The organism is Paenibacillus sp. D2_2, assembly GCF_031199965.1.
Classification (GTDB): domain Bacteria; phylum Bacillota; class Bacilli; order Paenibacillales; family Paenibacillaceae; genus Fontibacillus.
This window is the reverse complement of record NZ_CP133605.1, coordinates 1967233-1990785: the sequence shown is the minus strand read 5'-3', so window position 1 is coordinate 1990785 and position 23553 is coordinate 1967233. Positions and strand designations below refer to the sequence as shown.

General features: G+C 44.6%; 17 protein-coding genes and 1 pseudogene. 4 read left to right on the top strand and 14 right to left on the bottom strand.

Translation table 11 applies throughout. The features are described 5' to 3' along the window. Position 1: 1 nt before the first annotated feature. Complete coding sequence (locus RE628_RS09855) at positions 2-472, bottom strand: Fur family transcriptional regulator (RefSeq protein WP_309158537.1); 471 nt, start codon at positions 470-472, stop codon at positions 2-4. A gap of 412 nt (positions 473-884) precedes the next feature. Here RE628_RS09855 and RE628_RS09850 point away from each other — a divergent pair, with 412 nt between their 5' ends. Genes RE628_RS09850 through RE628_RS09840 form a run of 3 tightly spaced genes read left to right on the top strand, consistent with a single transcriptional unit; the run spans position 885 to position 2127 of the window. Further along, complete coding sequence (locus RE628_RS09850) at positions 885-1208, top strand: transposase (protein WP_309157525.1); 324 nt, start codon at positions 885-887, stop codon at positions 1206-1208. Continuing rightward, entirely contained in the window at positions 1199-1804 is a 606-nt protein-coding gene (locus tag RE628_RS09845; protein WP_375143065.1) for an IS3 family transposase, read from the top strand. Before RE628_RS09850 ends, RE628_RS09845 begins: the two co-directional genes overlap by 10 nt. Further along, a complete protein-coding gene (locus RE628_RS09840; protein ID WP_309159425.1) occupies positions 1699-2127 on the top strand; it encodes an integrase core domain-containing protein in 429 nt (142 codons plus the stop codon). The genes RE628_RS09845 and RE628_RS09840 overlap by 106 nt, the downstream gene beginning before the upstream one ends. A 250-nt stretch (positions 2128-2377) precedes the next feature. Here RE628_RS09840 and RE628_RS09835 read toward each other — a convergent pair. From RE628_RS09835 to adhE, 11 genes and pseudogenes are all read right to left on the bottom strand, one after another. Next, a pseudogene (locus tag RE628_RS09835) lies at positions 2378-3028 on the bottom strand (transcriptional regulator). A 297-nt stretch (positions 3029-3325) separates the two neighbouring features. Next, a complete protein-coding gene (locus RE628_RS09830) occupies positions 3326-5593 on the bottom strand; it encodes a stalk domain-containing protein (protein WP_309158536.1) in 2268 nt (755 codons plus the stop codon). Between the two features lie 341 nt (positions 5594-5934). After that, the gene (gene nagZ, locus RE628_RS09825; protein ID WP_309158535.1) at positions 5935-7473 is read right to left on the bottom strand and encodes a beta-N-acetylhexosaminidase; all 1539 of its coding nucleotides are present in this window, start codon (positions 7471-7473) and stop codon (positions 5935-5937) included. Positions 7474-7640: 167 nt separating this feature from the next. After that, the gene (locus RE628_RS09820) at positions 7641-9272 is read right to left on the bottom strand and encodes a response regulator (RefSeq protein ID WP_309158534.1); all 1632 of its coding nucleotides are present in this window, start codon (positions 9270-9272) and stop codon (positions 7641-7643) included. Next, a complete protein-coding gene (locus tag RE628_RS09815) occupies positions 9229-11076 on the bottom strand; it encodes a cache domain-containing sensor histidine kinase (RefSeq protein ID WP_309158533.1) in 1848 nt (615 codons plus the stop codon). The genes RE628_RS09820 and RE628_RS09815 overlap by 44 nt, the downstream gene beginning before the upstream one ends. Before the next feature lie 27 nt (positions 11077-11103). Beyond that, positions 11104-11931 carry a carbohydrate ABC transporter permease gene (locus RE628_RS09810; protein WP_309158532.1) on the bottom strand — a complete coding sequence of 276 codons (828 nt, stop codon included), beginning with the start codon at positions 11929-11931 and terminating at the stop codon, positions 11104-11106. Continuing rightward, positions 11931-12815 (bottom strand): carbohydrate ABC transporter permease, encoded by an 885-nt coding sequence (locus RE628_RS09805; protein WP_309158531.1) that lies wholly within the window; start codon positions 12813-12815, stop codon positions 11931-11933. Before RE628_RS09805 ends, RE628_RS09810 begins: the two co-directional genes overlap by 1 nt. 141 nt (positions 12816-12956) lie before the next feature. After that, positions 12957-14336: an ABC transporter substrate-binding protein gene (locus tag RE628_RS09800; RefSeq protein ID WP_309158530.1), complete on the bottom strand. Its 1380-nt coding sequence runs from the start codon at positions 14334-14336 to the stop codon at positions 12957-12959. A 214-nt stretch (positions 14337-14550) separates the two neighbouring features. Next, on the bottom strand, positions 14551-15291 hold the full coding sequence (pflA, locus tag RE628_RS09795) for a pyruvate formate-lyase-activating protein (protein WP_309158529.1): 741 nt from the start codon (positions 15289-15291) through the stop codon (positions 14551-14553). A gap of 74 nt (positions 15292-15365) precedes the next feature. Then, positions 15366-17636, bottom strand: coding sequence for a formate C-acetyltransferase (pflB, locus tag RE628_RS09790; RefSeq protein WP_309158528.1), 2271 nt, complete (start codon positions 17634-17636; stop codon positions 15366-15368). Between the two features lie 243 nt (positions 17637-17879). Next, the gene (gene adhE / locus RE628_RS09785; protein ID WP_309158527.1) at positions 17880-20498 is read right to left on the bottom strand and encodes a bifunctional acetaldehyde-CoA/alcohol dehydrogenase; all 2619 of its coding nucleotides are present in this window, start codon (positions 20496-20498) and stop codon (positions 17880-17882) included. Positions 20499-20960: 462 nt separating this feature from the next. On the opposite strand from adhE, the gene RE628_RS09780 reads away from it, so the two are divergent. Continuing rightward, complete coding sequence (locus RE628_RS09780; RefSeq protein ID WP_126997591.1) at positions 20961-21677, top strand: Crp/Fnr family transcriptional regulator; 717 nt, start codon at positions 20961-20963, stop codon at positions 21675-21677. A gap of 76 nt (positions 21678-21753) precedes the next feature. Here the strand turns inward: RE628_RS09780 and hemH are convergent, their stop codons facing one another. Both hemH and RE628_RS09770 read right to left on the bottom strand, forming a co-directional pair. Next, positions 21754-22764 (bottom strand): ferrochelatase, encoded by a 1011-nt coding sequence (gene hemH, locus RE628_RS09775; protein WP_309158526.1) that lies wholly within the window; start codon positions 22762-22764, stop codon positions 21754-21756. A gap of 147 nt (positions 22765-22911) precedes the next feature. Next, positions 22912-23472: an FAD-dependent oxidoreductase gene (locus RE628_RS09770; protein ID WP_309158525.1), complete on the bottom strand. Its 561-nt coding sequence runs from the start codon at positions 23470-23472 to the stop codon at positions 22912-22914. Positions 23473-23553: the final 81 nt, after the last annotated feature.

The window sequence follows — 23553 nt, the reverse complement described above, 5'->3', positions numbered from 1 at the left end:
ATTATGCGCCTCCGCCCGGTTCCTTACCCGATTTAGCAGCTGGGTCCGAGCACTTATCAGGGCGGCAGTTTTTACAATAACCGAACACTTCGAATTTATGCTTCACGATTTGAAACTCTTCTGGAGCATCCGTCATCGGCATCGGGCAGAAATGAATGGGGTATGTCTTCTCGCACTGTAAGCAAATCATATGGTGATGGTGGTGACCTTCCTTGCTGCAACCTACTCTGAATTTCAGTCCATCCTCAAATACAACTTGCTCAAGCACTCCAAGCTCTTCCATGACCCTTAGATTTCTATATACCGTATCGAAGCTAAGGCCTGCATATTGCTTACCCATATACTCATATACATCTTTTGGCGTTAAATAACCTTCCCGTTCTGCGAACAGTTTGGCCAAGCTTTTGCGCTGGTCGGTGATTCGCAAGCCCTGGGCAGACATCACACCGATAATATCCTCTGTCGACAGCATGTGACATTCCTCCCGTCTGAACTACCCTTCCATGCGTCTTTCACACAACATCTCTATTAATAATGCCGCAAAAAGTGAGCCTAGTCAACGTAACATGGCCCATTTTCAAAGCTAGCCCTAAATCGCACACGCTTGATAGCCTTTTATGGCCTTTAAAGCACATGCTTGTAATGGTTCCTATAGAGATGATCGTACTTATTAGCCTCAACAATAGCTTTTTGAGAATGCTCACACTTTAGAGCGTAAATTAGCCCTTTGAGAAGATGGCAACTATTGTAACGGACACCAGCGACGCTTATATACAAAAAACAGTCGTTTTCGTATTTTAACGGTCACTACCTATTTAGCCCCCTAATCCGATTGGACACTCTAATCCACCTCAGATACACTAAAATAAGTGAGGAGTTAGTCCATGAAAAGACGATTTAGGTGCCCCAATGAGACGAAGAAGGAGCTTGTGGTAGAGGTACTTTCCGGGTATCGAACGGAGATGGTAGCCCGGAAGTATGGAATGTCTCCTAGAACGTTAAGCCAATGGGTTCGCCAGTATCAGGATGAGGTGGGTGATCTTATGACAAAGAAGCAAAACGATGCGGAAAAAATGAAACAGGATGCAGCTAATTACAAGGAACTGCAGAAGAAATACGACGGTGCTATGAAACTGCTAGGAGAAAAAGAGCTTGAGAACAGCATTCTGCGGGACTTGGTAAAAAAAAAGTATCCCGATTGGAAGTAGCTATCCACTGGATTCAGCAAGGGTATCCTGTTCAAAAGGTTCTCCTTCTATGTAGAGTTCCGCGTTCAAGTTATTACTATCGGTTAAAGCATCCTGAGCGCCAGCAGCCTATTAGCAGCGGTCGACCTATACCAGGCTTCTCCTATGACAAAGATGGAAAGAAAGTAGGAGATGCTCGCATTAAGGAGAGCCTCAGACGTTTGATTCAAGGCCCTAACGCCGCCTTCGGCTACCGGAAACTAACGACGTTGTTACGGCGAAAATACAGGCTAATTATTAACAAAAAGAAGACCTACCGCCTCTGTAAAGAAATGGGGATTCTCCATCCACAACGAGAGTTGAGGAATCCCGTACCCAGAAAACTTGCCAATAACCGTATTGTGAATGGACCAAACCAGCTGTGGCAAATGGACATTAAGTATGGTTACGTCAGCCTGGCAAGCGCCGACATTTTTACCTGGCCAGTATCATTGACGTGTTTGACCGGAGCATTGTCGCTCATCACCGCGGAAAGGTTTGTAGCACAGGAGACATTTTACGTACAGTCCAGAAAGCGCTGTTTAAGCGTAGAATCCATGAACAAGAGCACAAGCTAGTGATTCGAACGGATAATGGGCCGCAATTCATTAGCAAAGCGTTCCATGCCTTTTGTGAGCAAGTAGGCGTAGAGCACGAAAGGATCCCCAACCAAACGCCAAACAAGAATGCTTTTATTGAGTCTTACCACAGTATTGTAGAGCAAGAATGTTACCAGCGGAATTGCTTTGAAACCTACGAAGAGGCTTTTGTAGAGGTCGACCGGTTTATTCGTTACTACAATACAGAACGCATCCACGGTAGTCTTTACGATTGGTCGCCCAAGGAATATTTGCGTTTAGTGACCACAGGCCTGATTAACCCAAAGAATATTGCATTATGATGTGATTTCCTAAGCATGATGTGGAAAGTGTCCAAACTTAGGGGGTTGAACCGCTACGAACGCTTAAACGCTGTGACCCATGTTAAAAGGGTCTTTTTTATCTTTTTACATGCATCCATGTCCGTTAAAATTTATGATGTTCAGAAGTTCTATCCTAAGAGGCTGCTATGTCCGTTATTTTCACGATGTTCGCAACGTTCACTATGTCCGCTAGAGTTTTCAAACATTCTGTCAGACTACTAGCCTCTAGTCACTCTGAGACAAGCTGATAGGTCCGATAACGCTGTTTTCTATTGGTTACCATCATCAAATTACGTTCAACTAATCCATGCAAGATGCGTCTAGTGTGACGGTCAGAGAGTCGAAGGTGATCGGCCAGTTCTGCCGTTGAAAAAGAATGTGGCAATCGGCGGGCGAATCGAAGCGTTTCTGCCTCAGCCCAATCCAAGCCAGATGAAAATGAAGTCGATACAAATTTTCCAATAAAGGCCAGTATGAGTTGTCTGCAAACCTTGGGTTCTTCCACAATGGAAAGATATGCAATGGAGAGTATTGTCCAGTCGTCAAGAGCAAGCATCGAATGCTTCATACATAAATCCTTGAATCGGGTAACGCCAATATCTCTAGCGTGGGATCGGTAATCTTGGATTTCAATACATCCTTTTGCACCTTTCGGCATATACGCCAGATCAAGATAACGTACTGCATTATTCATATCCCTCACTTCTCATTCAGGATATAGATGATCTAAATTCCCCACCGTTGGATACCAACATAATCGAAGGAACTCAAGAGTACTGTGAGTCAGTCCTTTCTCAAGGAATTCACGTCTTCTCGGATTTTTCTCTTTCTCAATATTACTTTGCAACCATTCCTCATACGTTTGCATGAATAAGCTCATGAGTGAATTCTCCCTCTTCATTTACATGTCATTAATCTAGTGATCGCTATACAGATCATCAGCACACAAAAAGCCGCTCCAATATGGCAACCGTTAACGGATGCTCATATTAAAGCGGCATGTTCTTCACACCAGCTAGATTATAATTTTAGTATACTACATAGTCCCTGTAATAATATACCTGCATATTCTCAGGAACTCCTATTTCGGGCATGATTATTCAGTAAGAATATCAACTATAAAGAGGCGTCCCAATTCATCATAGATGACTTGGGACAGCCCCTTAATAGCTACAATTTATTTTTTCTCTGGCAACGGCTGGAACAGCAGGTTGACGGACAAGTTACTGCCCGGTGCAGCTGTGAATACAAATTCTACTGTCTGCTCGCGATCGCCTGTGCGGAACAGTACGTTCGCATCATTCGGTGCGCTAAGCGAACTACCTGTAGACAATTGTACGATATCACCGTTCACCATAATCGAACCGGAATATCTTCCGCCACGAGGGTTAAAAGTGATCAACGTATTCGGAGCAACACGGTACAGTTTAATCTTGTATAGTACTCCAAAGTTCCCAGCATTCAGTTTATAATCATTCGTTATACCATCATGTCCGACTTGGAACGGATCATTTGAATTATCTCCGATAAGCAGTCTTTGCTTAGTAGTTCCAATGAGTTCATTATATTGTAAATACCGAGTTGAATCCTCGTAAGTTCCACGATTGTGAACATCTTGCTCCAAGTTAGGAAGTGACAATGACTGTGCTAGAGTGAGCGGATCTTTATTAGGATCAATCATGATCACATTAAATTCCAATGCTTGATCGCTGTACATATCAGCAAACAGAGATATTACGTCCCCTTGCTTCATCGTTGTAGCATTAAGCTCAGTCATAATAATCTTGCTGTCACCTGGTGCAATCCATACATCTTTATACTGAGACCCGCTTTGCAAAGATTTATAATAACGTTCAACCGAACTCTTACCTGCAGCGGTTGCAATAGGTGTAGGTCCGGCAAAACCGAGGCTGGTCTGTGTCAGACGAGTCGTCGTATCATTCTTATTCGTTGCGACGACATACATCTTCATGTTCTTGCCTGTGGAATTCACATGGTGAACCATGAAACGAATCGCTCCGCTTGCCGTTTCCCTATATACTCTACCTTCGGAATATACCGTCTCTGGACTATTACTACGAATTAAAGTTACAGGATCGGAAGAAATCGAGTAGTTCACTCTCTCCCAGGATGGTACAGACGTGCCATCAAATGCGTATTTCTCACCAACAGGTGTAAATAATTTATTGAAATCGTCGCGGCTATACAACAACTCGTTCGTAATCGTGATCGTACGCTCCACCGTTGAAGTCAAGCCGAATTGGTTGACTACCTTCAGACGGATCGTCATCTTTCCTGGCGTAAAGAAGGCACGCTCATTGTTCTCCCATACCCGCTCCTTGATGCCTACTTCATCTGTACTAAGATCCGTATAAGTGATCATTTCGCCCATCTTATACGTATCTTTGTCGGTCATGAAATTGGCGAGAGGTGGTGTATGCGGCTTACCAACATTAATCTTCAAGGAAAACGGTTCGCTCCACTGCCCGTTGGAATCCTGAACACGATAGGTCACCGTGTAAGTCCCTGGGTCCGTGAACATATCTTGACGTCCGGTCCACTCCTCGTTCACAATATCAAGCCCGCTCGGAGAATAGGAATTGGTCAAATATTGAACGTCAGTCTCACCGGCGATTACTTCCTTATTGCCAATCGAGAAGGAAGCTACTGGCTTCGTCGATAGATTCAGAATAACTCGCTTACCGACATTATCAACTGAATATGGAATACCAAGTGCCTTCGTAATGGCCGTCAATGGCACCATGAAATTATTCTTCGCAGAATAAGACGTGCCCTTCATCGGCGTAACGACACCGTTCACACGGTAATTTGCTGTGTTCAGCTTGAAACGAAGCTCATCATTGCCTCGCGAAATAATCGTTTCTTTGGTCTTATTATCAAAAGAAAGCTGCAAACCGGCACGCTCTACGATGGCACGGATAGAAACGTAAGAAACACCATTCTTCACTTCCATCGGATATCCGGCTATGTATTCTTTGCCGCCTTGATACATCTTGTTACTGTTCATCATCAGAATAAGTTGACCAGCGCCAGCGCCGGTTGCATTTACATTGCTGTCCGGTGTCGTAGTTGGGTCAGTCGTTGATGGATTCGATCCATTAACATCACTGCCATCCTCAGTACCCGTTGGTTGCTCTGTTTGGCCTTCCTCTGTGCTGTTGCCAGTCTCCTCTGTCTTGCCGTCCTCACCTGTCAGAGACGTGTCCTGATCGTTATTCACTTGGCCTTCTTGCTCAGGATTAGTCACATTGTTATTCTGAGCGGTAGCACTGTTAGCTCCCAAATTATTCGATGTAACAGCAGTTTGCTGCTCAATGGCGCTAACTGTATCTTGCTTCCCCGCTTCCGCAGCACTTACAGGAAGAACCATCGCTAATTGCGATGCAATAATAATCGTAGTGATAATTAGTCTTTTAAGATTCATTTCTAGCTCCTTCTACTCCCATTTTGTCTCTAGACAATCACATTATGTTAAACGCATGTAAACGAAAAAAGTTGCTTCTTGTCTAAAAAATAAAAACAGCAACGAAATTATTGTATCTGACATTCCAGTAATTTTCCAGCTTTAATTTCCTGATGCTGATATATTTAGGTGATATCTGTGTGTCGCCAAATGCAAACTCTTCTGCGTCAATCAAAAATAGGCCGGCAAAGAATGATCTCTGCCAAGCCTATACTCTATTATAATTTAGTTAGTGATTTCCTCTAGCTTCAGGCTAACCGGAAGCTTTCCATTCGGCGTAAGCTCACCCATTAATACCTTGGCTACGGCATCGAGAGAGACTGACGATTCTCGTATAAGCATATATACGTGCCAACATCCTTGAAAGACTTGATATCATACGGATTTCGGGTCGATATGACGACGACATTTGCGCCATGCATCCGAATCAGCGCATTCACCAAATGGCTCTGCCCCTCTGGAATTTCTCCTTCCGCCGTATAAGTAACCACCACGATCTGCTCATAATCAGTGCTGCGCTTTAGTACCTCTAGGATTTCCTCTTCATCCGGGCGTGTTCCAATCACCGCTAAGCTGACATTATCGCTATAAGGCTGCAATGCATTGAGCAGGGTATATTGATGTACTGAAGGCTCATCAACTTCAGTGCGATGCCTTAGCTCCGGCCAGATCACAAGCAGCGGTTCCTGCTTCCTTAGAGGTAGATTACCAGAATCACATACTAGCGTAACGCTGCGCTCGGCAACATCCCGTAGTAAGGCCTCGCTAACCGCTTGTGGTGTAAGTGGCATAGGTACGCTCACATAGTCAACCTCCAAGGAAGATGAGATCCGCTGCGCCTTCAATTCCAATATCCTCTGTAGCGATTGATTAATTCTGTCCTCGCTAATTCGGCCGCTTACCACCGCTTCCCGTACAGCTTCGATAGCGGCGATCTGGTCACTCAGTGTGTGACTCACCAGAACAAGGTCAGCGCCGGCTTCGATCGCCCGTACTGCTCCTTCAGCAATGCCAAAGCTCTTGGAAATGGCATGCATCTCAAGGCAATCCGTTACGATTACACCTTCAAAGCCCATCTCTTCGCGCAAAAGCTCTGTCAGCACACGATGCGATAAGGTGGCCGGAATCTCCTCCGTCTCAAATGCCGGGAAGATGACATGTGCCGTCATAACTGCATCGGCACCAGCTTCAATCGCCTTGCGGAACGGAAGCAATTCGACTTGATACAATCGTTCTTTGTCGTGAGGTACGATAGCTAAGCCAAGATGTGAATCGACAGCCGTATCTCCATGCCCTGGGAAATGCTTGATCGCCGCAATAACGCCCTGCTCTTGATAACCACGAGTGGCTGCCACGCCCTGCTCAGCTACCTTCGCAGGGTCTTCGCCAAAGGATCTGACCCCGATGACTGGGTTAGCTGGATTGTTATTCACATCGATACATGGTGCAAAGTTCATGTTGATGCCGAGCGCCAACATCTCCTCCGCAGCCAGTTTGGCTACATCATAGGTCAATTGCAGGTCATCTACGGCTCCAAGTGTCATATTCCCAGGAATACGACTGATTCCGTCATGATCAAGGCGGGCGACCATACCGCCCTCCTGATCGATCGATATAATGAGCGGAATATCGGAATGGCTGCGTGGAAGCTTCTGTAGATTGTGCGACAGCGATGCAAGCTGCTGAACCGTTTCAACATTGCGGCGGAAATAGCAGACACCGCCGACATGGTATTTTCCCGTCAATGTAGTTATTTGCTCATCAGGCGTCAAGCTATGAAACCCACAAATAAACAATTGGCCAATCTTCTGCTCCAAAGTCCACTGAGTCAAATCCAACATTATTCACCTTCCCATTTTAGATGTTATTTAAAAAGTCCCCCGGTACTCATCCATGAAGTGGCCTCGATTGGTTTTCTTATGAAGTCTGACTTTTTAAACACGCAGTTTTAGATATATAGGTTCAAAAAGTTTAGATGCTAAGATCCTCTCTTTTTGAACCCATACTTTTAAGATGCCGGCGAGTCCTTCAAGCGATATTCCGAAGGGGTCATACCGGTATATTTTTGGAACACTTTCGTAAAGTAACGACGTTCCTGATAGCCTACTTCAGCACCAATCTGTGTGATCGATTTCTCACTGCGGCTTAACATATGCTTCGCCGTCTCAATCCGTTGTCTCGTCAAATATTCCACAAAAGTTTCCCCGAAATGATTTTTGAACAGCAAGCAGAAGTAACTGCAGCTAATACCAAGAAAGTCGGAAATCTCTTCGATGCCGAAGTCAGATCCCAGATTCTGCTGAATAAAGTTCTGTGCCGACATCATCAGTACCTCCGATGATTTCTTGGTTGAGAGAGAATCCTTAAATCGCTCGATCATTGAGACGATCAGCGATAACAATTCCTTCACACTGAGCGACTCCTGTAATCTCAACCATACGGCCTCCTCTTGTTCCCCAGGAAGCATCTGTATCTCACGCATTTCACGAAGTAGATGAATAAGCAAATAATACAGTAATTTCTCAGCCCTACCGACCGAAGTCTCGTTCAGACGGCCTACATAAGCTTTCAGATCGCTGATTATCTGTGTCATTGCTTCATAATTGCCATTTCGCAGGCCGCTTCCGAATTGCTCGACCCAGTGCCATTGGGCATCTACCACGCTGAGTTCATCGCCAGGTACAGGCTCGAACAGATCGGCTCTCACATTCTGAATATCGGTGAACCATCCCTGTGGTGGGTCCAGAATAAGTATCTGATGCATGCGCTGGTAGACGGTGAACAGCTCACTCAATGAGAGAGGTCCCTGCTCCAGGCAAATGCGTATGAGCATATGCTTGTCTGTAACCATCGCTAGCAATTTCTCATGTACCAAACTCAGAGCTTCCTCCGTCAACGTCTGATTAATGACCATGTCGTAGACGATGCACCATTCCCCTTCACGTACCTGCAGCACCGTATAATCTCTGAGCAGTGGCAGGAACAGCTCCTTCAATTTCAGCTTAATTTCCAGATTCCATGCCTTCCGTTCAGGTGAAGACCAAGAAATAGATTCGTTCGCGTAACCTTCCATATCGAGCAATAAGACAGCATATCCATTCTGATGGTCTGCTCCATCCTCATCAAGCCACAATTCATCTTCCTTGACCGTCTCTTGTCCTAGTAAGGAATGTAGCAGATTATTCTCGTTCGCCAGGGATTCCACCCTGCTTAATAACTGCTCCTTATTCTTCTGCTTCTTCTTCTCAATAATCTGCTTCGCCAGCTTCCTTACCATATCTTCCAGCTCGAAATAATTGATCGGTTTGCAAATATAATCGCGAACTCCATAGCGAATCGCAGTACGTGCATATTCGAATTCCTGATAGCCCGTCAGAAGAAGGATTTCCCCGGTTAACCCCTGTTCTCTAACCTTCTGGATCAATGTCAAACCATCCATAACCGGCATACGGATATCGCATAAAATTAAATCAGGATGATGAAGGGTGGCCACCTCCAAAGCGTCCACACCGTTCTTAGCCAAGCCGACAATCTCAAAGCCCAGATCCTCCCAAGGCAGCACTTTCGATAAATTGTTCAGGATATGAACCTCATCATCAACCAATAACGCCTTCAGTCTCATTTTTATCACCCAATTCATATTTAGGAATCACACATTGAATTACCGTACCGTATCCAGGCCGCGAACAGATAAACAAGCCGTATCTTACCCCATATTTAAGCCGGAGACGATCATACACACTTCTCAGCCCCAAGCCTCTTCTCTCATGATTCGGATATGAAGTGGATTCATGATAGGCAGGATCGTCCCAATCCATATATTGAATCTTCGACAACGCTTCGTTCGTTAACCCAATTCCATTATCTTCAACCCGAAGCGTGATCCGATCCGCCTCCATCCGCCCGATCACTTTGATCATTCCTTGATATTCAATTCCTTCAAAACCGTGCTGAATGCTATTCTCTACAAGTGGCTGAAGCGTAAGCTTCAGTAGCTGACAACCCAGCATCTCATCCGGAATATCGATCTCATAATCGAACAGATCATCGAATCTGAACTTCTGAATCTCTAAATAACTTCTCAAATGCTCGATTTCCAGGCTTAGACTGATCTCCTCCTTATCCTGAATACTGATCCGAAGGATGTTAGCTAACCGCAGCACCATCTCGCTGACCTTGCGACCTTCGTTCTGAACAGCCAGAACATTAATCGATTCCAGCGTGTTGAACAGAAAATGCGGCTTGATCTGAGCCTGCAGCACTCTCAGCTCCGCATTAGCCTTCTGGAACTGCTCTTTCTTGACCTGCTCGAACAATTCATTAATCTTGACCATCTGATTGTTAAAGCCTTGCTGGAGCAGCAATAGTTCATCATCGCCTTTTTCATCCACGCGTGCGTTCAGGTCCCCGTCCTCAACCTTACGCATGAACCTGACGATTACTCCAATCGTGCCTGTAATTCGATTCATGAACAGGAGATTGAATAACAGAGCGGTTAACACACATACAAAAAAAATAGCGGTAAACCACTTGGCGAACGTCGAAACCTCTCGAGATAAATAGCTCCAGGATGTTATGGATACGAGTTTCCAAGAATATTCCTTCAGATCATAAACTGAAATTACGCTCTGATCACCATCAAACTTGGCTTTAAAGCTTTGATAATTCTTATTAATATCAACTTGCTCCATAATGCTCGGTTCCAATGATTGTCCAACCAGCTCGGATTGAAAATCGTACAGCACCTGTCCCTTGTTATTAATCAGCATAAAGCGAGTATCCTTCATACTGGTGCCCAATCTTAAGTTCTGGAATATTTTCTCAAACTCCCAGTTCTTAATCTGAACGACCAAGATACCAACGCTGCGCAAATTGTTCAAGTCTTTAATTAAGCGGATCTGCGTGAATACATTGTCCGAACCTGTTAATTCCGGATATTCATGAGGAGCAATCCACAACGGCACGCCTCTAAGCGATACAACCTCATTGTATAAAGGATGCTCCTTGAACTGTTCATAGGGTAAAGTCTGAAAATTTTCTTTATTAAAAAGCGTTATCACATTCGATCCTTCACGCCCGTGTACATTGTACAAGAACGCATAGTCGATTGCTGGATGATTGTATAGCAGTGACCGGAAGTTCTTCTGGTTGGCATTAAGCTCAAGCTGCTGGCTCGATGCTGTCAAATCCTGCGAGTTCGGGTCCTTGGCGATTAGCGCCTGCTGAAACACCCCTTTGGCGATCCCATTATCCGTTACATTATCTATCTCATAGAATACATTTTTGATGCTGTAACCGATCGATTTCAGTGAATATTCGGACTGCTGACTATACTTCGTCTCGATCGAATTAAAGGTTACGAGAAAAGTAATAATGCCAAGGATAAATAGAGGGATGATAACCAATCCCAGAAATGCGGTAAACAATTTAATTCGCAGATTCATACGCATGAGCTCCGATCACCCTAGTAATTAGCCCTTGACGCTGCCCGCCGTGACTCCTTCAATAATTTGCTCTTGCAAAATAGCATAAACAATCATGACTGGCAGAACGCTAAAGACAATCCCAGCGGACATTTGTGCGTAGTTCGTGTTGTAAGCGTCCCTGAAACCTACCATACCTACCGGAAGCGTTTTCAGTGCATCATTAGACAGGAAATAGTTCGCAAGCAAGAACTCGTTCCAGTTACCCAGGAAATTGATGATGAAAACGGTAACGATCGCCGGTATAGTTAGTGGTACTATTATTCTAGCAAACAGTCCGGCAGAGCTCAATCCATCAATGACAGCGGCTTCTTCAATTTCTCCCGGAAGTGAACGCATAAAAGCGGCTAGAATGACGACCGAGAATGGAATTGCATTAGCGACATAAGGCAAAATTAGTGCCATGTGCGTATCAAGGATATTCAACTTTCTCATAATTCCATAGATTGGAAGAAGCAAGGAGTTGTTCGGAATCAGCATCCCCAGCAGAATTAATTGAAATACAATCGCACTGACCTTATTATAGCGCATACGTGTGACTGCAAAGGACAACATCGCTGCAAATAGGATTGATACACAGGCAGCGAGCACCCCGATATACAAACTGTTAAAGAAATAAGTGCTGATCTTTGCATTGACCCAAGCATTTACATAATTATCAAATGAGATCGAGCCTGGAAGTCCGAACGGATTAGAAGCAATATCCTGATTGTTTGTCTTAAATGATGAGAAGATGACAAACAGGAACGGATACAGGATGATCAGCAAATAGCCCATTAGAAATATATGCGGAATAGTCTTCTTAATTGCTCTCATCAGTATTCAATCCTTTCCGTCCGTTTTGCTATCAAGACTTGATATAACACTGTGATGATAATCGTAAATACGAAGATCAATACAGCGATGGAATTACCGAAGCCGTGCCTAAAGCTTGTAATTGCATAACGGATCATGTAGGTTGCCATGACATCCGTCGAGCCTGCAGGACCCCCCTTAGTCATAACGAGCACGATATCTGCAGCCTTCATCGCACCAGCGATGGACAACATAATAACGACTGATACAATTGGCATGATGAGCGGAAGCGTAATTTTCGTAGCTCTTTGGATCCCGGTTGCACCATCAATCGCCGCCGCCTCATCCAGTTCTTTAGGAATGGAGAGAATGGCTGCAAGTACCATGACAATGTAGAAGCCTGTCCATTGCCAAGCATTCGTAATCAGAATCGATATCATAGCCCAGTTCTTATCAGACAGCCAGTAAATTGGCGATACGCCGAAGAGTCCGAGGATTTCATTAGCCAGCCCGAAATCCGGGTTATAGATGAAGCCCCACAAAATCCCGATAACAGCCGTCGACATAATGGAAGGCATAAATACCGCCGTCTTGTATAGCCCCTTGAAGCGCTTAACATTGGCTATTAACAATGAGAAAATAATAATGAGTGGAACCTGAATCAGACAGGAGAACAAAATAAAATAGACGTTATTTCTTACTGACTTCCAGAATGCAACATCATGAAATGCCTGCACATAGTTATCAAATCCGATATAATGAACGTTCTTGGATATCCCGTTCCAGCTTGTGAAACTATTATTAATCGCTGTAAATACCGGATAGATAAAAAAGGCCAGAAACAGGATGAAGGCAGGAAGTATGAACAAGACATATATCAGCGGATTTCTTAGTGCTTTATTCATGGTAACCTCCGTTGTAATCTTTGATATTCGTTTCTTCTGCTCCTAAGTTCTATCTATCATTCCAGTGAGAAGAAAAGGCGCCCCCACAAAATCGAGGCGGGTGGCGCCCTTTTCTAGCTAATAAAGTAGTTCAAAAAGTAATTACTCGCCTGCTGCATTAGCTGCATCTTGAGCGGCTTGCACATTCTCCAGCATCTTCTCAGGAGTAATTTCTCCTCCGATAATTTGCTGGATACCCATGCCGAGCGCCGTGTTAACTTCTGCTTGAACTAGAGCATCAAAGGCAGGGAACGATGTTCCGATTTCACTAACAGCTTTGAAAATATCTTGCATCAAAGGATCATCAGACGTTGTCTTCATTTGATCCAGATCCATCTTCATAGCAGGAAGTACGCCGTCTTCCTTCAGGCCGCGAAGCTGCATTTCATCTGTCCACATGTTCTTGATGAATTCCTTAACCGCTGCCAATTTGCGAGGATCTTCGCCAACAGCGCTGGAGAAACCATAACCGTTGTTAGCATCCTGCATGACGACGTATGGGTCACCTTCTTTAACAGGTGGCATGCTGAAGTAACCGATCTTACCTACCAGGTCACCAGCTTGTGCTGGATCTCTAAATACCGAGTTCGCCCATGATCCATCCATCATCATGATCGCTTCGCCGGTAATGACTTGGTTTCTCATATCTGCATATTCAAAACCGAGTTCGCCTTTCTTGAAGTAGCCTTTTTGTACCCACTCTTGATGTTTGGCAACTGCTTTAACCATGTTCTCGTCAGTCCATTTGGTTGCACCGGTCTTGAATCCATAAGTAATGTCCGGACCAGCGTAGTAGGACCACAGGTTATTCGTTGTCATCAGTGGAATCCAAGCATCTTTGGATGACTGAGCAAAAGGAATCTTGCCGTCTGCCTTAATTTTCTCAGCAATCGCTTCCAATTCATCAAGTGTCTTAGGAACTGCTAAGCCTTTTTGTGTGAAGTAATCTTTATTATAGAAAATACCTTCGATTGAGCCGCCAATTGGCAGGCCATAAACCTTACCATCATTAGTAAATGGAGTTAAAGTGTTGAATTTGTCCTTGATTCCGAGTTCATCGAGAATCGGAGTAAGGTCAAGCATCAAACCTTCCTTAGCATACAACTGTGCATCCGGGCTGCCGAATACGTCGAATACTTCTGGCGGTTTGCCCGCAGCCATCTCGCCTCTCAGCTTTTCCTTACGGTTAACTTCCGAATCAACACCATCAAGCTTAATCGTTAAACCAGGAACTGCAGCTTCTGTCTTCTTAACGACATCTTCCAGAATAGCCAAGCGGAACTTCTTCGCTTCCCCGATTTGCGTGTGGCGAATCGTGATTTCAAATGGATCGTTGTTAGTCTTTGCTTCATTAGCAGGTTTGTCATTCGTTCCTGCACTACCTTTGTCCGCCGTGTTCTTGTCATTGGAACTACCGCAACCAGCAAGCAATGCCGAAGCTACGAAGAACAGGGATAGTAACAGCGTCAAACTTTTCTTCATATTTCTTTTGACCCTCCTCAAGATCGGTTTGTATGTTACATCTTCATTATAGAAAGCGATTCCATTTTTGATAAGGAGGACATTTTTCTATAATGGGGATAATATTATCTAGTCGTTATGTAAAGAAAAACGGTTAAATCTGACAAGTCATGTCAAATTCAACCGTTTTTGTGGGTTAGTAATATAGTTTAAGTCATGTTAACTGACATAATGATTACTTCGCTGTAACTACCTGCTGCCGCCCGTCTTCGATCAAGCGATTTGCCCATTCAATCTCCTCCGCAGTTGGAGAAGGAACGCCTTCCAGAGGGTAATCCCAACCAAGCTCCTGCCATTTATAGATCCCCATGGTGTGATAAGGAAGCATCTCAAACTTCTCAACACCTTGAAGGCCGCCGATAAACTTACCAAGATTGATTAAATCCTGTTCATCGTCATGGATTCCCGGTACAAATACGTGACGAATCCACATTTTATGGTTATGCTCAGACAGCCAATGCGCCATATTTAACATACGTTCATTTGGCTTACCAGTCAATTTGATGTGCTTCTCATTATCGATATGCTTCAAATCAAGCATGACCAGATCCGTTACATCCAACAAATCGCGGATTTTATCGCCTTCATTGTATCCGTTCGTATCCAAGCAAGTATGCAGATTCCAGCGCTTCTTCACTTCGCGGAACAATTCAGTGACAAATGGAGCCTGTAATGTGGCTTCCCCACCGGATACGGTTAAACCGCCACCTGACGAACGATAGTAGTTCAGATAAGGCTCGATCTCAGCCAGCACCTCTTCTACCGTCATTTCTTTGCCTTCCGTAAGGCTCCAAGTATCGGGGTTATGGCAATACTGGCATTGCAGCAGGCAGCCTTGCATGAAGAGTACGAAGCGTATACCCGGTCCATCTACCGTTCCGAATGTTTCTAATGAATGAATACGACCTTTAAGCATATTATTCGTCACCCTTTCTCATTGAGGCTGCCTGATGTATAGCCACAATCCTTAAGACTATTTAAATCTCGTTATTACATCGAACCATGGAAGGTACGGTTAATAACGTCAAGTTGTTGTTCACGAGTCAGCTTGATGAAGTTAACAGCATAGCCCGATACGCGAATCGTCAATTGTGGATAGTTCTCTGGATGATCCATAGCATCCATCAATTGTTCACGATCGAATACGTTAACGTTCAAGTGGTGAGCGTCGCTACCGAAGTATCCATCCATCATCGATACAAGGTTGGATTTCCGTGTCTCAGCATCTTTACCAAGTGCCTTAGGAACGATCGAGAATGTATTCGAGATACCATCCAAGCTGTGTTCGTAAGGAAGCTTAGCAACCGAGCTCAAGGAAGCAAGAGCACCCTTCTTGTCGCGGCCATGCATTGGGTTAGCACCTGGTGCAAATGGTTCGCCAGCTTTACGTCCGTCTGGAGTGCTACCTGTTTTCTTACCATAAACCACGTTGGAAGTAATCGTCAAGATCGATTGTGTTGGCAACGAATTACGGTAAGTTTTATGCTTGCGGATCATGCCCATGAAGGTCTCAACGAGCTTAACAGCGATGTCGTCAACTTTGTTATCGTTGTTACCATAGCAAGGATATTCGCCTTCGATTTCGAAGTCAACGGCGATGCCATTTTCGTTGCGAATCGGTTTAACCTTAGCGTATTTAATAGCACTCAAGGAGTCAGTAGCTACTGACAAACCTGCGATACCGCAAGCCATCGTACGCAGAATGTCACGGTCATGCAATGCCATTTCAATACGTTCGTAGCAGTATTTATCATGCATATAGTGAATAACATTCAAGGAGTTAACATAAGTCTTAGCCAGCCATTCCATCATAGGAATGAAGCGTTTCATAACTTCGTCATAATCCAGATACTCCGAAGTAATCGGTTGATATTCTGGACCTACTTGCGCGCCGGATTTCTCGTCTTTACCACCGTTGATCGCATACAGCAATACTTTAGCCAAGTTAGCGCGAGCGCCGAAGAATTGCATTTGTTTACCGATTCTCATTGCGGATACGCAGCAAGCAATACCGTAGTCATCGCCGTAGATCGGACGCATCAAATCGTCGTTCTCGTATTGGATCGAACTTGTCTCGATCGATACTTTTGCAGCGAATTTCTTAAATGCTTCAGGCAACTTCTCGGACCAGAGGACAGTCAAGTTTGGCTCTGGAGCTGGTCCCAAGTTGTACAACGTATGAAGGAAGCGGAAGCTGTTCTTCGTTACGAGTGTTCTGCCGTTCTCGGCCATACCACCGATTGATTCAGTTACCCAAGTTGGGTCACCGCTGAACAGATCGTTGTATTCAGGAGTACGCAAGAACTTAACAATACGCAATTTCATAATGAAATGGTCAACTAATTCTTGAGCTGTCTCTTCAGTCAGTGTACCTTCAGCCAAATCACGTTCAATATAAGTATCGAGGAACGAAGATACGCGGCCGAGCGACATTGCTGCACCATCTTGCTCCTTAACAGCTGCAAGATAACCGAAGTACACCCATTGAATCGCTTCTTTTGCATTTTCAGCTGGTCTGGAAATGTCGAAGCCGTACATTTGGCCCAGTTCTTTCAACTCTTGCAGAGCACGGATTTGCTCAGAGATCTCTTCGCGAAGACGGATCACATCTTCATCAATCACATCGACTTCAAGACTGTTCAATTCTTGCTTCTTCTGTTTGATCAAGAAGTCAATACCGTAAAGAGCCACACGGCGATAGTCGCCGATAATGCGGCCACGACCGTAAGCATCTGGAAGACCAGTGATGATACCCGCTTTGCGGCATGCTCTCATTTCAGATGTATAAGCATCGAAAACACCTTGGTTATGGGTTTTACGAATCTTTGTAAACAGTTCTACGATTTCGCCTGGTAGATCAAATCCGTAAGCTTTACAGGAATTGAGAACCATGTTGATACCACCGAACGGATGGATCGTACGTTTAAATGGCTCGTCTGCTTGCAAGCCGACGATTTGTTCCTTATCTTTATCCAAATAACCAGCAGCATGTGAAGTAATGCCTGAAGGAGTGTTAACATCAACATCAAGTACGCCGCCAGCATCGCGTTCTTTCTTGGTCAGATCAGAAATGATCTCCCAGAGCGCTTTAGTGTTAGCAGTTGCTCCTTGAAGGAAGGTTTCATCCCCTTCATAAGAAGCGACATTGTTCTGAATGAAATCACGAACGTTAACTTCTCTCATCCACTTACTTGCTTTAAAACCTCTCCATGCAGACTGAACTTCTTGAGCACCTTTTACTTCTCTTTCAATCACCGACATCTTTATTCCCTCCATATATATAGTTTGGAGAACACGGTTGAAGGATTACCCGCGCCTCGTGATCCCTTAAATTTGTGATAATTTTCACATCTTAGTCACTAATAAGACATGTAGTATTATCATCTTTACTATAATTATGCGGGATCGTTTATGACATAATCATACCTCAATCCCGCATAAATGATTGTGACAAATATCACAATCGAAGTGATATTTGTCACGATTTTCCTTGCGTTTGTTCAATTATTCGTCAAATCTTCCGTAGAAAGAATCACGGTATACTTCAGCCAATTCAGTTACAAGTGGCAGCTTAGGGTTCGCTGTCGTACATTGGTCTTCAAATGCCCGGTCAGCCAAGTAATCTACCTTCGACTCGAAATCCTTCGGATCGAATCCGAGCTCTTGGAAAGTCTCAGGAATGCCAAGCTTTCGGTTCAAATCGCGAATCGCATTGATCAAGCTCTTGACGCCTTCTTCCGTCGTACGAGCTGGTAAGCCGAGAATACGGGCGATTTCTGCATAACGTTCGTCAGCAACGAAATGTGTGTATTTAGGCCATGCTGCGAATTTAGTCGGTTTCTTGGCATTATAGCGAATAACATGTGGCATCAGAATCGCATTCGTACGACCGTGTGCTGTATGATATTGTCCGCCCCATTTATGCGCCAAGCTATGGTTAATACCCAGGAAAGCGTTGGCAAAGGCCATACCTGCCAATGTCGATGCATTGTGCATTTTCTCGCGGGCTAGCTTGTCGCCAGTAAGCGCCGATTTCTCAAGGTATTGGAACACAAGTTGAATCGCTTTGATCGCGAGTCCATCTGTGTAATCACTAGCCATTACCGAGACATAAGCCTCGATCGCATGAGTCAATACGTCCATCCCGGTATCAGCAACAGCGGTCTTTGGCAGTGTATATACGAATTCAGGATCGATGATAGCTACATCTGGAGTTAGCTCATAATCTGCCAAAGGATATTTTGTATTGCCGTTAACTTTATCAGTAATAACTGCGAACGAAGTTACTTCCGAACCTGTTCCCGAAGTCGTCGGAATGGCAACGAATTTAGCCTTTTGTCCGAGACGAGGGTATTTATAGATCCGCTTGCGGATATCCATGAATTTTTGCTTGAGGCTGTGGAAGCTTGTATCCGGATATTCGTAGAACAACCACATTCCCTTCGCAGCGTCCATTGGCGAACCACCACCAAGTGCGATGATGCAGTCCGGCTGGAATTTGTTCATCAGCTCAGTTCCGCGTTCAACCGTTGTTGTCGATGGATCCGGCTCTACGTCCGAGAAGACTTCAATCGCAACCGGAGTTTGACGTTGACGGAGATAATGCTCCACTCTTTCCACATATCCCAATTTAACCATCATAGGGTCAGTAACGATGAGCACACGGCTGATGTCAGGCATTTTTGCAAGATATTGAGTTGAGCCTTTTTCAAAATAAATCTTGTCAGGTACTTTGAACCATTGCATATTCACGGTACGGTGATTCACCCTTTTCACGTTGATCAGATTGACAGCTGTTACGTTCGACGAAGTCGAGTTACGTCCATACGATCCGCAGCCTAGTGTCAACGATGGCAGGTTTGTATTATAGATATCGCCGATACCACCTTGCGAAGATGGTTGGTTCACCAAAATCCGGCAAGTAGGCATGCGGTCGGAGAACTTCTTAATAACTTCTTCATTATTCGAATGGATAACCGAGGAGTGACCCATTCCGCCGAACGATACAACTTCAAGGGCAAGGTTGATGCCTTGTTCAGCATTTTTCACTTTGTAGCAAGCCAGTACTGGGCTAAGTTTCTCAGCAGACAATGGGAATTTAGGACCTACGCCGTCAATCTCTGCCACTAGAATTTTAGTGCCCGCTGGTACATCAATGCCACACATTTCAGCAATCTTGACAGCAGGTTGACCTACAATCGCCGGGTTCACTGCACATTTATCTACATTAATAGCTCCCTTGGTCAATTTGCCTGCTTCCTCTTTATTTACAAAATAGCATCCGTTAGCTATCATTTTCTTCTTCACTTGATCGAAGATCGGTTCCTCGATAATAACCGCTTGTTCAGAAGCACAAATCATGCCGTTGTCAAAAGTCTTAGAAAGGATCAAGTCATTTACCGCTTGGTCAATGTCCGCGCTCTTCTCGATGAAGCAAGGAACGTTACCTGGTCCTACGCCCAGAGCCGGTTTGCCACAGCTGTATGCTGCCTTAACCATTGCAGAACCGCCTGTTGCCAGAATGCAAGCAATGTCTTTATGATTCATCAGTTCATTTGTACGGTCCATAGATGGATTCTCGATCCATTGAATGCAATCGGCAGGTGCGCCATGTTTGATTGCTGCATCAAGCAGGATTTGAGCTGCTTCTGCACTACAGCGTTGAGCGGATGGATGGAATCCGAAAATAATTGGGTTGCGAGTCTTGATCGCGATAAGGGCTTTAAAGATCGTCGTAGATGTCGGATTCGTTACCGGAGTAATCCCCATGATAGTGCCGACAGGCTCAGCGATTTTCTGGAAGTTGTCATATGCATTGTCTTCAATGACACCAACCGTCTTATCATACTTGATGCTGTGGTAGATGTATTCCGTAGCGAACATGTTCTTAATGATCTTATCCTCGTACACGCCACGACCGGTTTCTTCTACGGCCATCTTCGCCAAGTACATATGTTTGTCCAGACCAGCAAGCGCCATTGCCTGTACGATGGAATCGATTTGCTCTTGATTCATGCTCATGAAAGCTTCTTGTGCTTTGTTAGCTTTGTCGATTAACGTTTGAACATACTCTTGTGCAGTTGGCTGTTGAACCTTAGTCACAACTTCATTTTTTACGGCCATCTCTCTCATCCTCCTAAGGTTAGTGGACCTATCTGAATTAGTTCGTGAAATATTTCACTTACAGATATATCCGCTGGAAGCTTTGTGCTTCTCTTTATGGTTTGATCATAACATATCGATTTTTGTTTGTATAGTGAATTTTTTCACATAGTTTAAAATAGTTGAAAACTTTCATCTTTTGTTGTATATTTTCATCGTGTTCTTACATCTATATGTTCTATTTTTCATCGATTCTAAATTGTAAGCAACCTAATAAATTGAGTTTTGTCTCATTAACTTCTTACAATATATCAGCAGTTGGATAACGCTTCCAAAGTGAAATTAGTCACAATGTTAAAAATTAGACACTTTTAGACGTATTAGAGGCGACCCAAAATCAAATAATCGTTATATAATTAATTTAAAATAATTTAAAATTTTCAGAAAATTTAGAACAAATTCGTATAAAAGGGGAAATCGATGATGAGTGAAAGTGTAAATACCACCATGCCCCGCGGCAATACAAGTTGTTTCTCCGAGCAAAACTTCAACAGACTTCTTGTTACGATGAAGGATAAATCTTATCCTGAGGGGACACATCTTTTCTGGGAAGGCGATCTTTCCGATAAGCTATTCTACATTAAGCGCGGGCGTGTAAAATTAACCAAATCAACCGATGAAGGCAAAGAACTCATTCTATATATGTACGGTCGCGGCGATATGGTCGGACAGGCAGATCCATTCTTTAGCATGAAGCACAGCTTCACGGCTGAAGTGATTGAGGACAGTGAAGTCGGCGTCATTGAGCAAAAAGATTTGGAAATCATGATTTGCCAACATTGCGATTTTTCAATCGATTTCATGAAATGGATGGGTATCCATCATCGTCTGACGCAGACTAAATTCCGCGACTTGATGATGTATGGCAAACCCGGAGCTCTTACCTCTACTCTGATCCGTCTTAGCAACACTTACGGTGAGCCATATGGCGATTCGATTCTTATTAACAAGAAAATCACGCATACCGACCTGTCCAACATGATCGGCGCAACTCGTGAGAGCGTCAACCGTATGCTGAGCGACCTGCGCAAGAAGGACGCGCTTGAATATGTGAACGGCATGATCGTCATTAAGGATCTGGTTATGCTGCAAGACATGTGCCATTGTGAGCTCTGTCCGAATGAAATTTGCCGGATCTGACTTTCAGTCCGGCACACCATCCCCTTAGCCTTCGTCCTCCCCACCAGGAAGATGAAGGTTTTTTGTGTTAATCCGTTCAGTCTGTCCAGCCTAGGGCATTCTTCTGCACCTGTTGGGACAGGAAATCCAACCACTGCGCATGATCGTTCAGACAGGGTGCTGCATTGAACTGCTGTGCATCTCCGCCTCCGTCAGCAAATTGTTCTCTTCCTTCTATAGCCAACTCATGCAGTGTCTCCAAGCAATCCGTAACCAATCCAGGTGAGAAAATAAGCGGTTTCTTGATCCCCCGCTCAGCTAACTGACCGAGCACCTGATCAGTAGCAGGCCCTACCCACTCCTCCGGTCCGAAGCGAGATTGGAAAGTTACTTCATAACGGTCTGAATCCCATCCCATCGCTTCAGCAAGCAGCTTGGCCGTCTCCATACATTGCTGTGGATAAGGATCACCGGTATCAATATATCGCTTCGGTATGCCATGGAAGCTAAGTACGTAATAATCCGGTGTGGCATTCATGCTTTCCAGGTAACAATACAGATGAGACTGCATCGCTGATATGTAACCAGGCTCACGATAATACGCGTCCATGAAGCGCAGCGCCGGAATATAACGCTTGGACACTGGGCCAGATATGCTCCTCCTCCCGAGTGCCGCGAAGCAGGCTTGATCATATACCGACGCACTCGTTGTCGATGAATACTGCGGAAATAAAGGGACTATAATAATTCGTGTGATCCCCGCGGATTCCAGACTAGTCATTGCCTGCTCCATGCTTGGTTCACTATAAGCCAGTGCCAATTCGACCTGGAACTCTGCTCCGAGCCGTGATTGTAGCCCCGATTGCTGAGCCAGCGAATGGATCAGTAGCGGCGATCCCTCCTTCTGCCAGATTTCACGGTACAGCTTCGCCGATTTGCGTGGTCTTGTGCGCAGAATGATTCCCCGTAGCAGAGGTTGCCAGAGCCACGGAGAGTAATCGATGATCCGTCTGTCCGACAGAAATTTACGTAAATAAGGACGTACAGATTGGGCAGTTGGCTCCAAGGGGGTGCCGATTTGCGATAATATAACTCCGACAGAAGACATCTCTAAAATCTCCTTCTATTCTTGACATAATCCTAACGTAGCATATGCTCTCTTTTAATACAGTACATGAGATCACAATCGCATGTAAGACAAAAAAGAAAAGACCCTCCTGTAAAGGAAGGCCTCTCTCTTATAAAATATTTTATTTTAAATGTCGTGGTCAACGTAACGTTCACCGTTCAATTCACTAATAATCTCAATCGCAACTTTAGCGCCATCGCCAGCTGTAATAATGGTATGCACGCTGACGCCAGCTACTGTACCCGCTGCCCAAATCCGCGGCTTACTGGTTCGTCCATTGCCGTCCGTATCAATGACGGTCTTAATGCGAGGCTCTCTTCCATCCTTAAGTGTAAGGCCAATCGTCTTAGCTAAATCCGTAAGCGCACCAGTCGCCAGAATAACATGAGAAGCTTCATAGCTACGTCCCGATTCCGTCTTAACGGTTACTCTGGTTTCACCATTCGTATCTACGGCTATTACTTTCTCTTCGATGAACTTGGCGCCGAATTTCTCGGCTTGTTCACGACCTGTCTGCAATAAGTCGGGTCCTGTCGCCTCTTTAACGCCATAATGATTCTCAATCCAGGCTCTCTTCGTCATGCTTGCATTGCCGTCTAGAACAAGCGTCTCTTTACCTGCCTTAGCCAGAAACAAAGCTGCACTTGCCCCTGCAGGTCCTGCTCCGATTACTATTACCTCAGCCAAAATTACACCTACTCTCTGAAATATTAGAGGTTGTTCAAAAAGTCCACTCCGCTCCTTACAACCCTAGCTTAATCCAACTGA

What these genes read in the sequence shown, in the direction of transcription:
- RE628_RS09805 (WP_309158531.1), bottom strand. Translation starts at nt 12,815, where the DNA reads ATGAATAAAGCACTAAGAAATCCGCTGATATATGTCTTGTTCATACTT.
- RE628_RS09830 (WP_309158536.1), bottom strand. Translation starts at nt 5,593, where the DNA reads ATGAATCTTAAAAGACTAATTATCACTACGATTATTATTGCATCGCAA.
- RE628_RS09800 (WP_309158530.1), bottom strand. Translation starts at nt 14,336, where the DNA reads ATGAAGAAAAGTTTGACGCTGTTACTATCCCTGTTCTTCGTAGCTTCG.
- pflB (WP_309158528.1), bottom strand. Translation starts at nt 17,636, where the DNA reads ATGTCGGTGATTGAAAGAGAAGTAAAAGGTGCTCAAGAAGTTCAGTCT.
- nagZ (WP_309158535.1), bottom strand. Translation starts at nt 7,473, where the DNA reads ATGTTGGATTTGACTCAGTGGACTTTGGAGCAGAAGATTGGCCAATTG.
- RE628_RS09780 (WP_126997591.1), top strand. Translation starts at nt 20,961, where the DNA reads ATGAGTGAAAGTGTAAATACCACCATGCCCCGCGGCAATACAAGTTGT.
- adhE (WP_309158527.1), bottom strand. Translation starts at nt 20,498, where the DNA reads ATGGCCGTAAAAAATGAAGTTGTGACTAAGGTTCAACAGCCAACTGCA.
- RE628_RS09855 (WP_309158537.1), bottom strand. Translation starts at nt 472, where the DNA reads ATGCTGTCGACAGAGGATATTATCGGTGTGATGTCTGCCCAGGGCTTG.
- pflA (WP_309158529.1), bottom strand. Translation starts at nt 15,291, where the DNA reads ATGCTTAAAGGTCGTATTCATTCATTAGAAACATTCGGAACGGTAGAT.
- hemH (WP_309158526.1), bottom strand. Translation starts at nt 22,764, where the DNA reads ATGTCTTCTGTCGGAGTTATATTATCGCAAATCGGCACCCCCTTGGAG.
- RE628_RS09850 (WP_309157525.1), top strand. Translation starts at nt 885, where the DNA reads ATGAAAAGACGATTTAGGTGCCCCAATGAGACGAAGAAGGAGCTTGTG.
- RE628_RS09820 (WP_309158534.1), bottom strand. Translation starts at nt 9,272, where the DNA reads ATGAATTGGGTGATAAAAATGAGACTGAAGGCGTTATTGGTTGATGAT.
- RE628_RS09810 (WP_309158532.1), bottom strand. Translation starts at nt 11,931, where the DNA reads ATGAGAGCAATTAAGAAGACTATTCCGCATATATTTCTAATGGGCTAT.
- RE628_RS09815 (WP_309158533.1), bottom strand. Translation starts at nt 11,076, where the DNA reads ATGAATCTGCGAATTAAATTGTTTACCGCATTTCTGGGATTGGTTATC.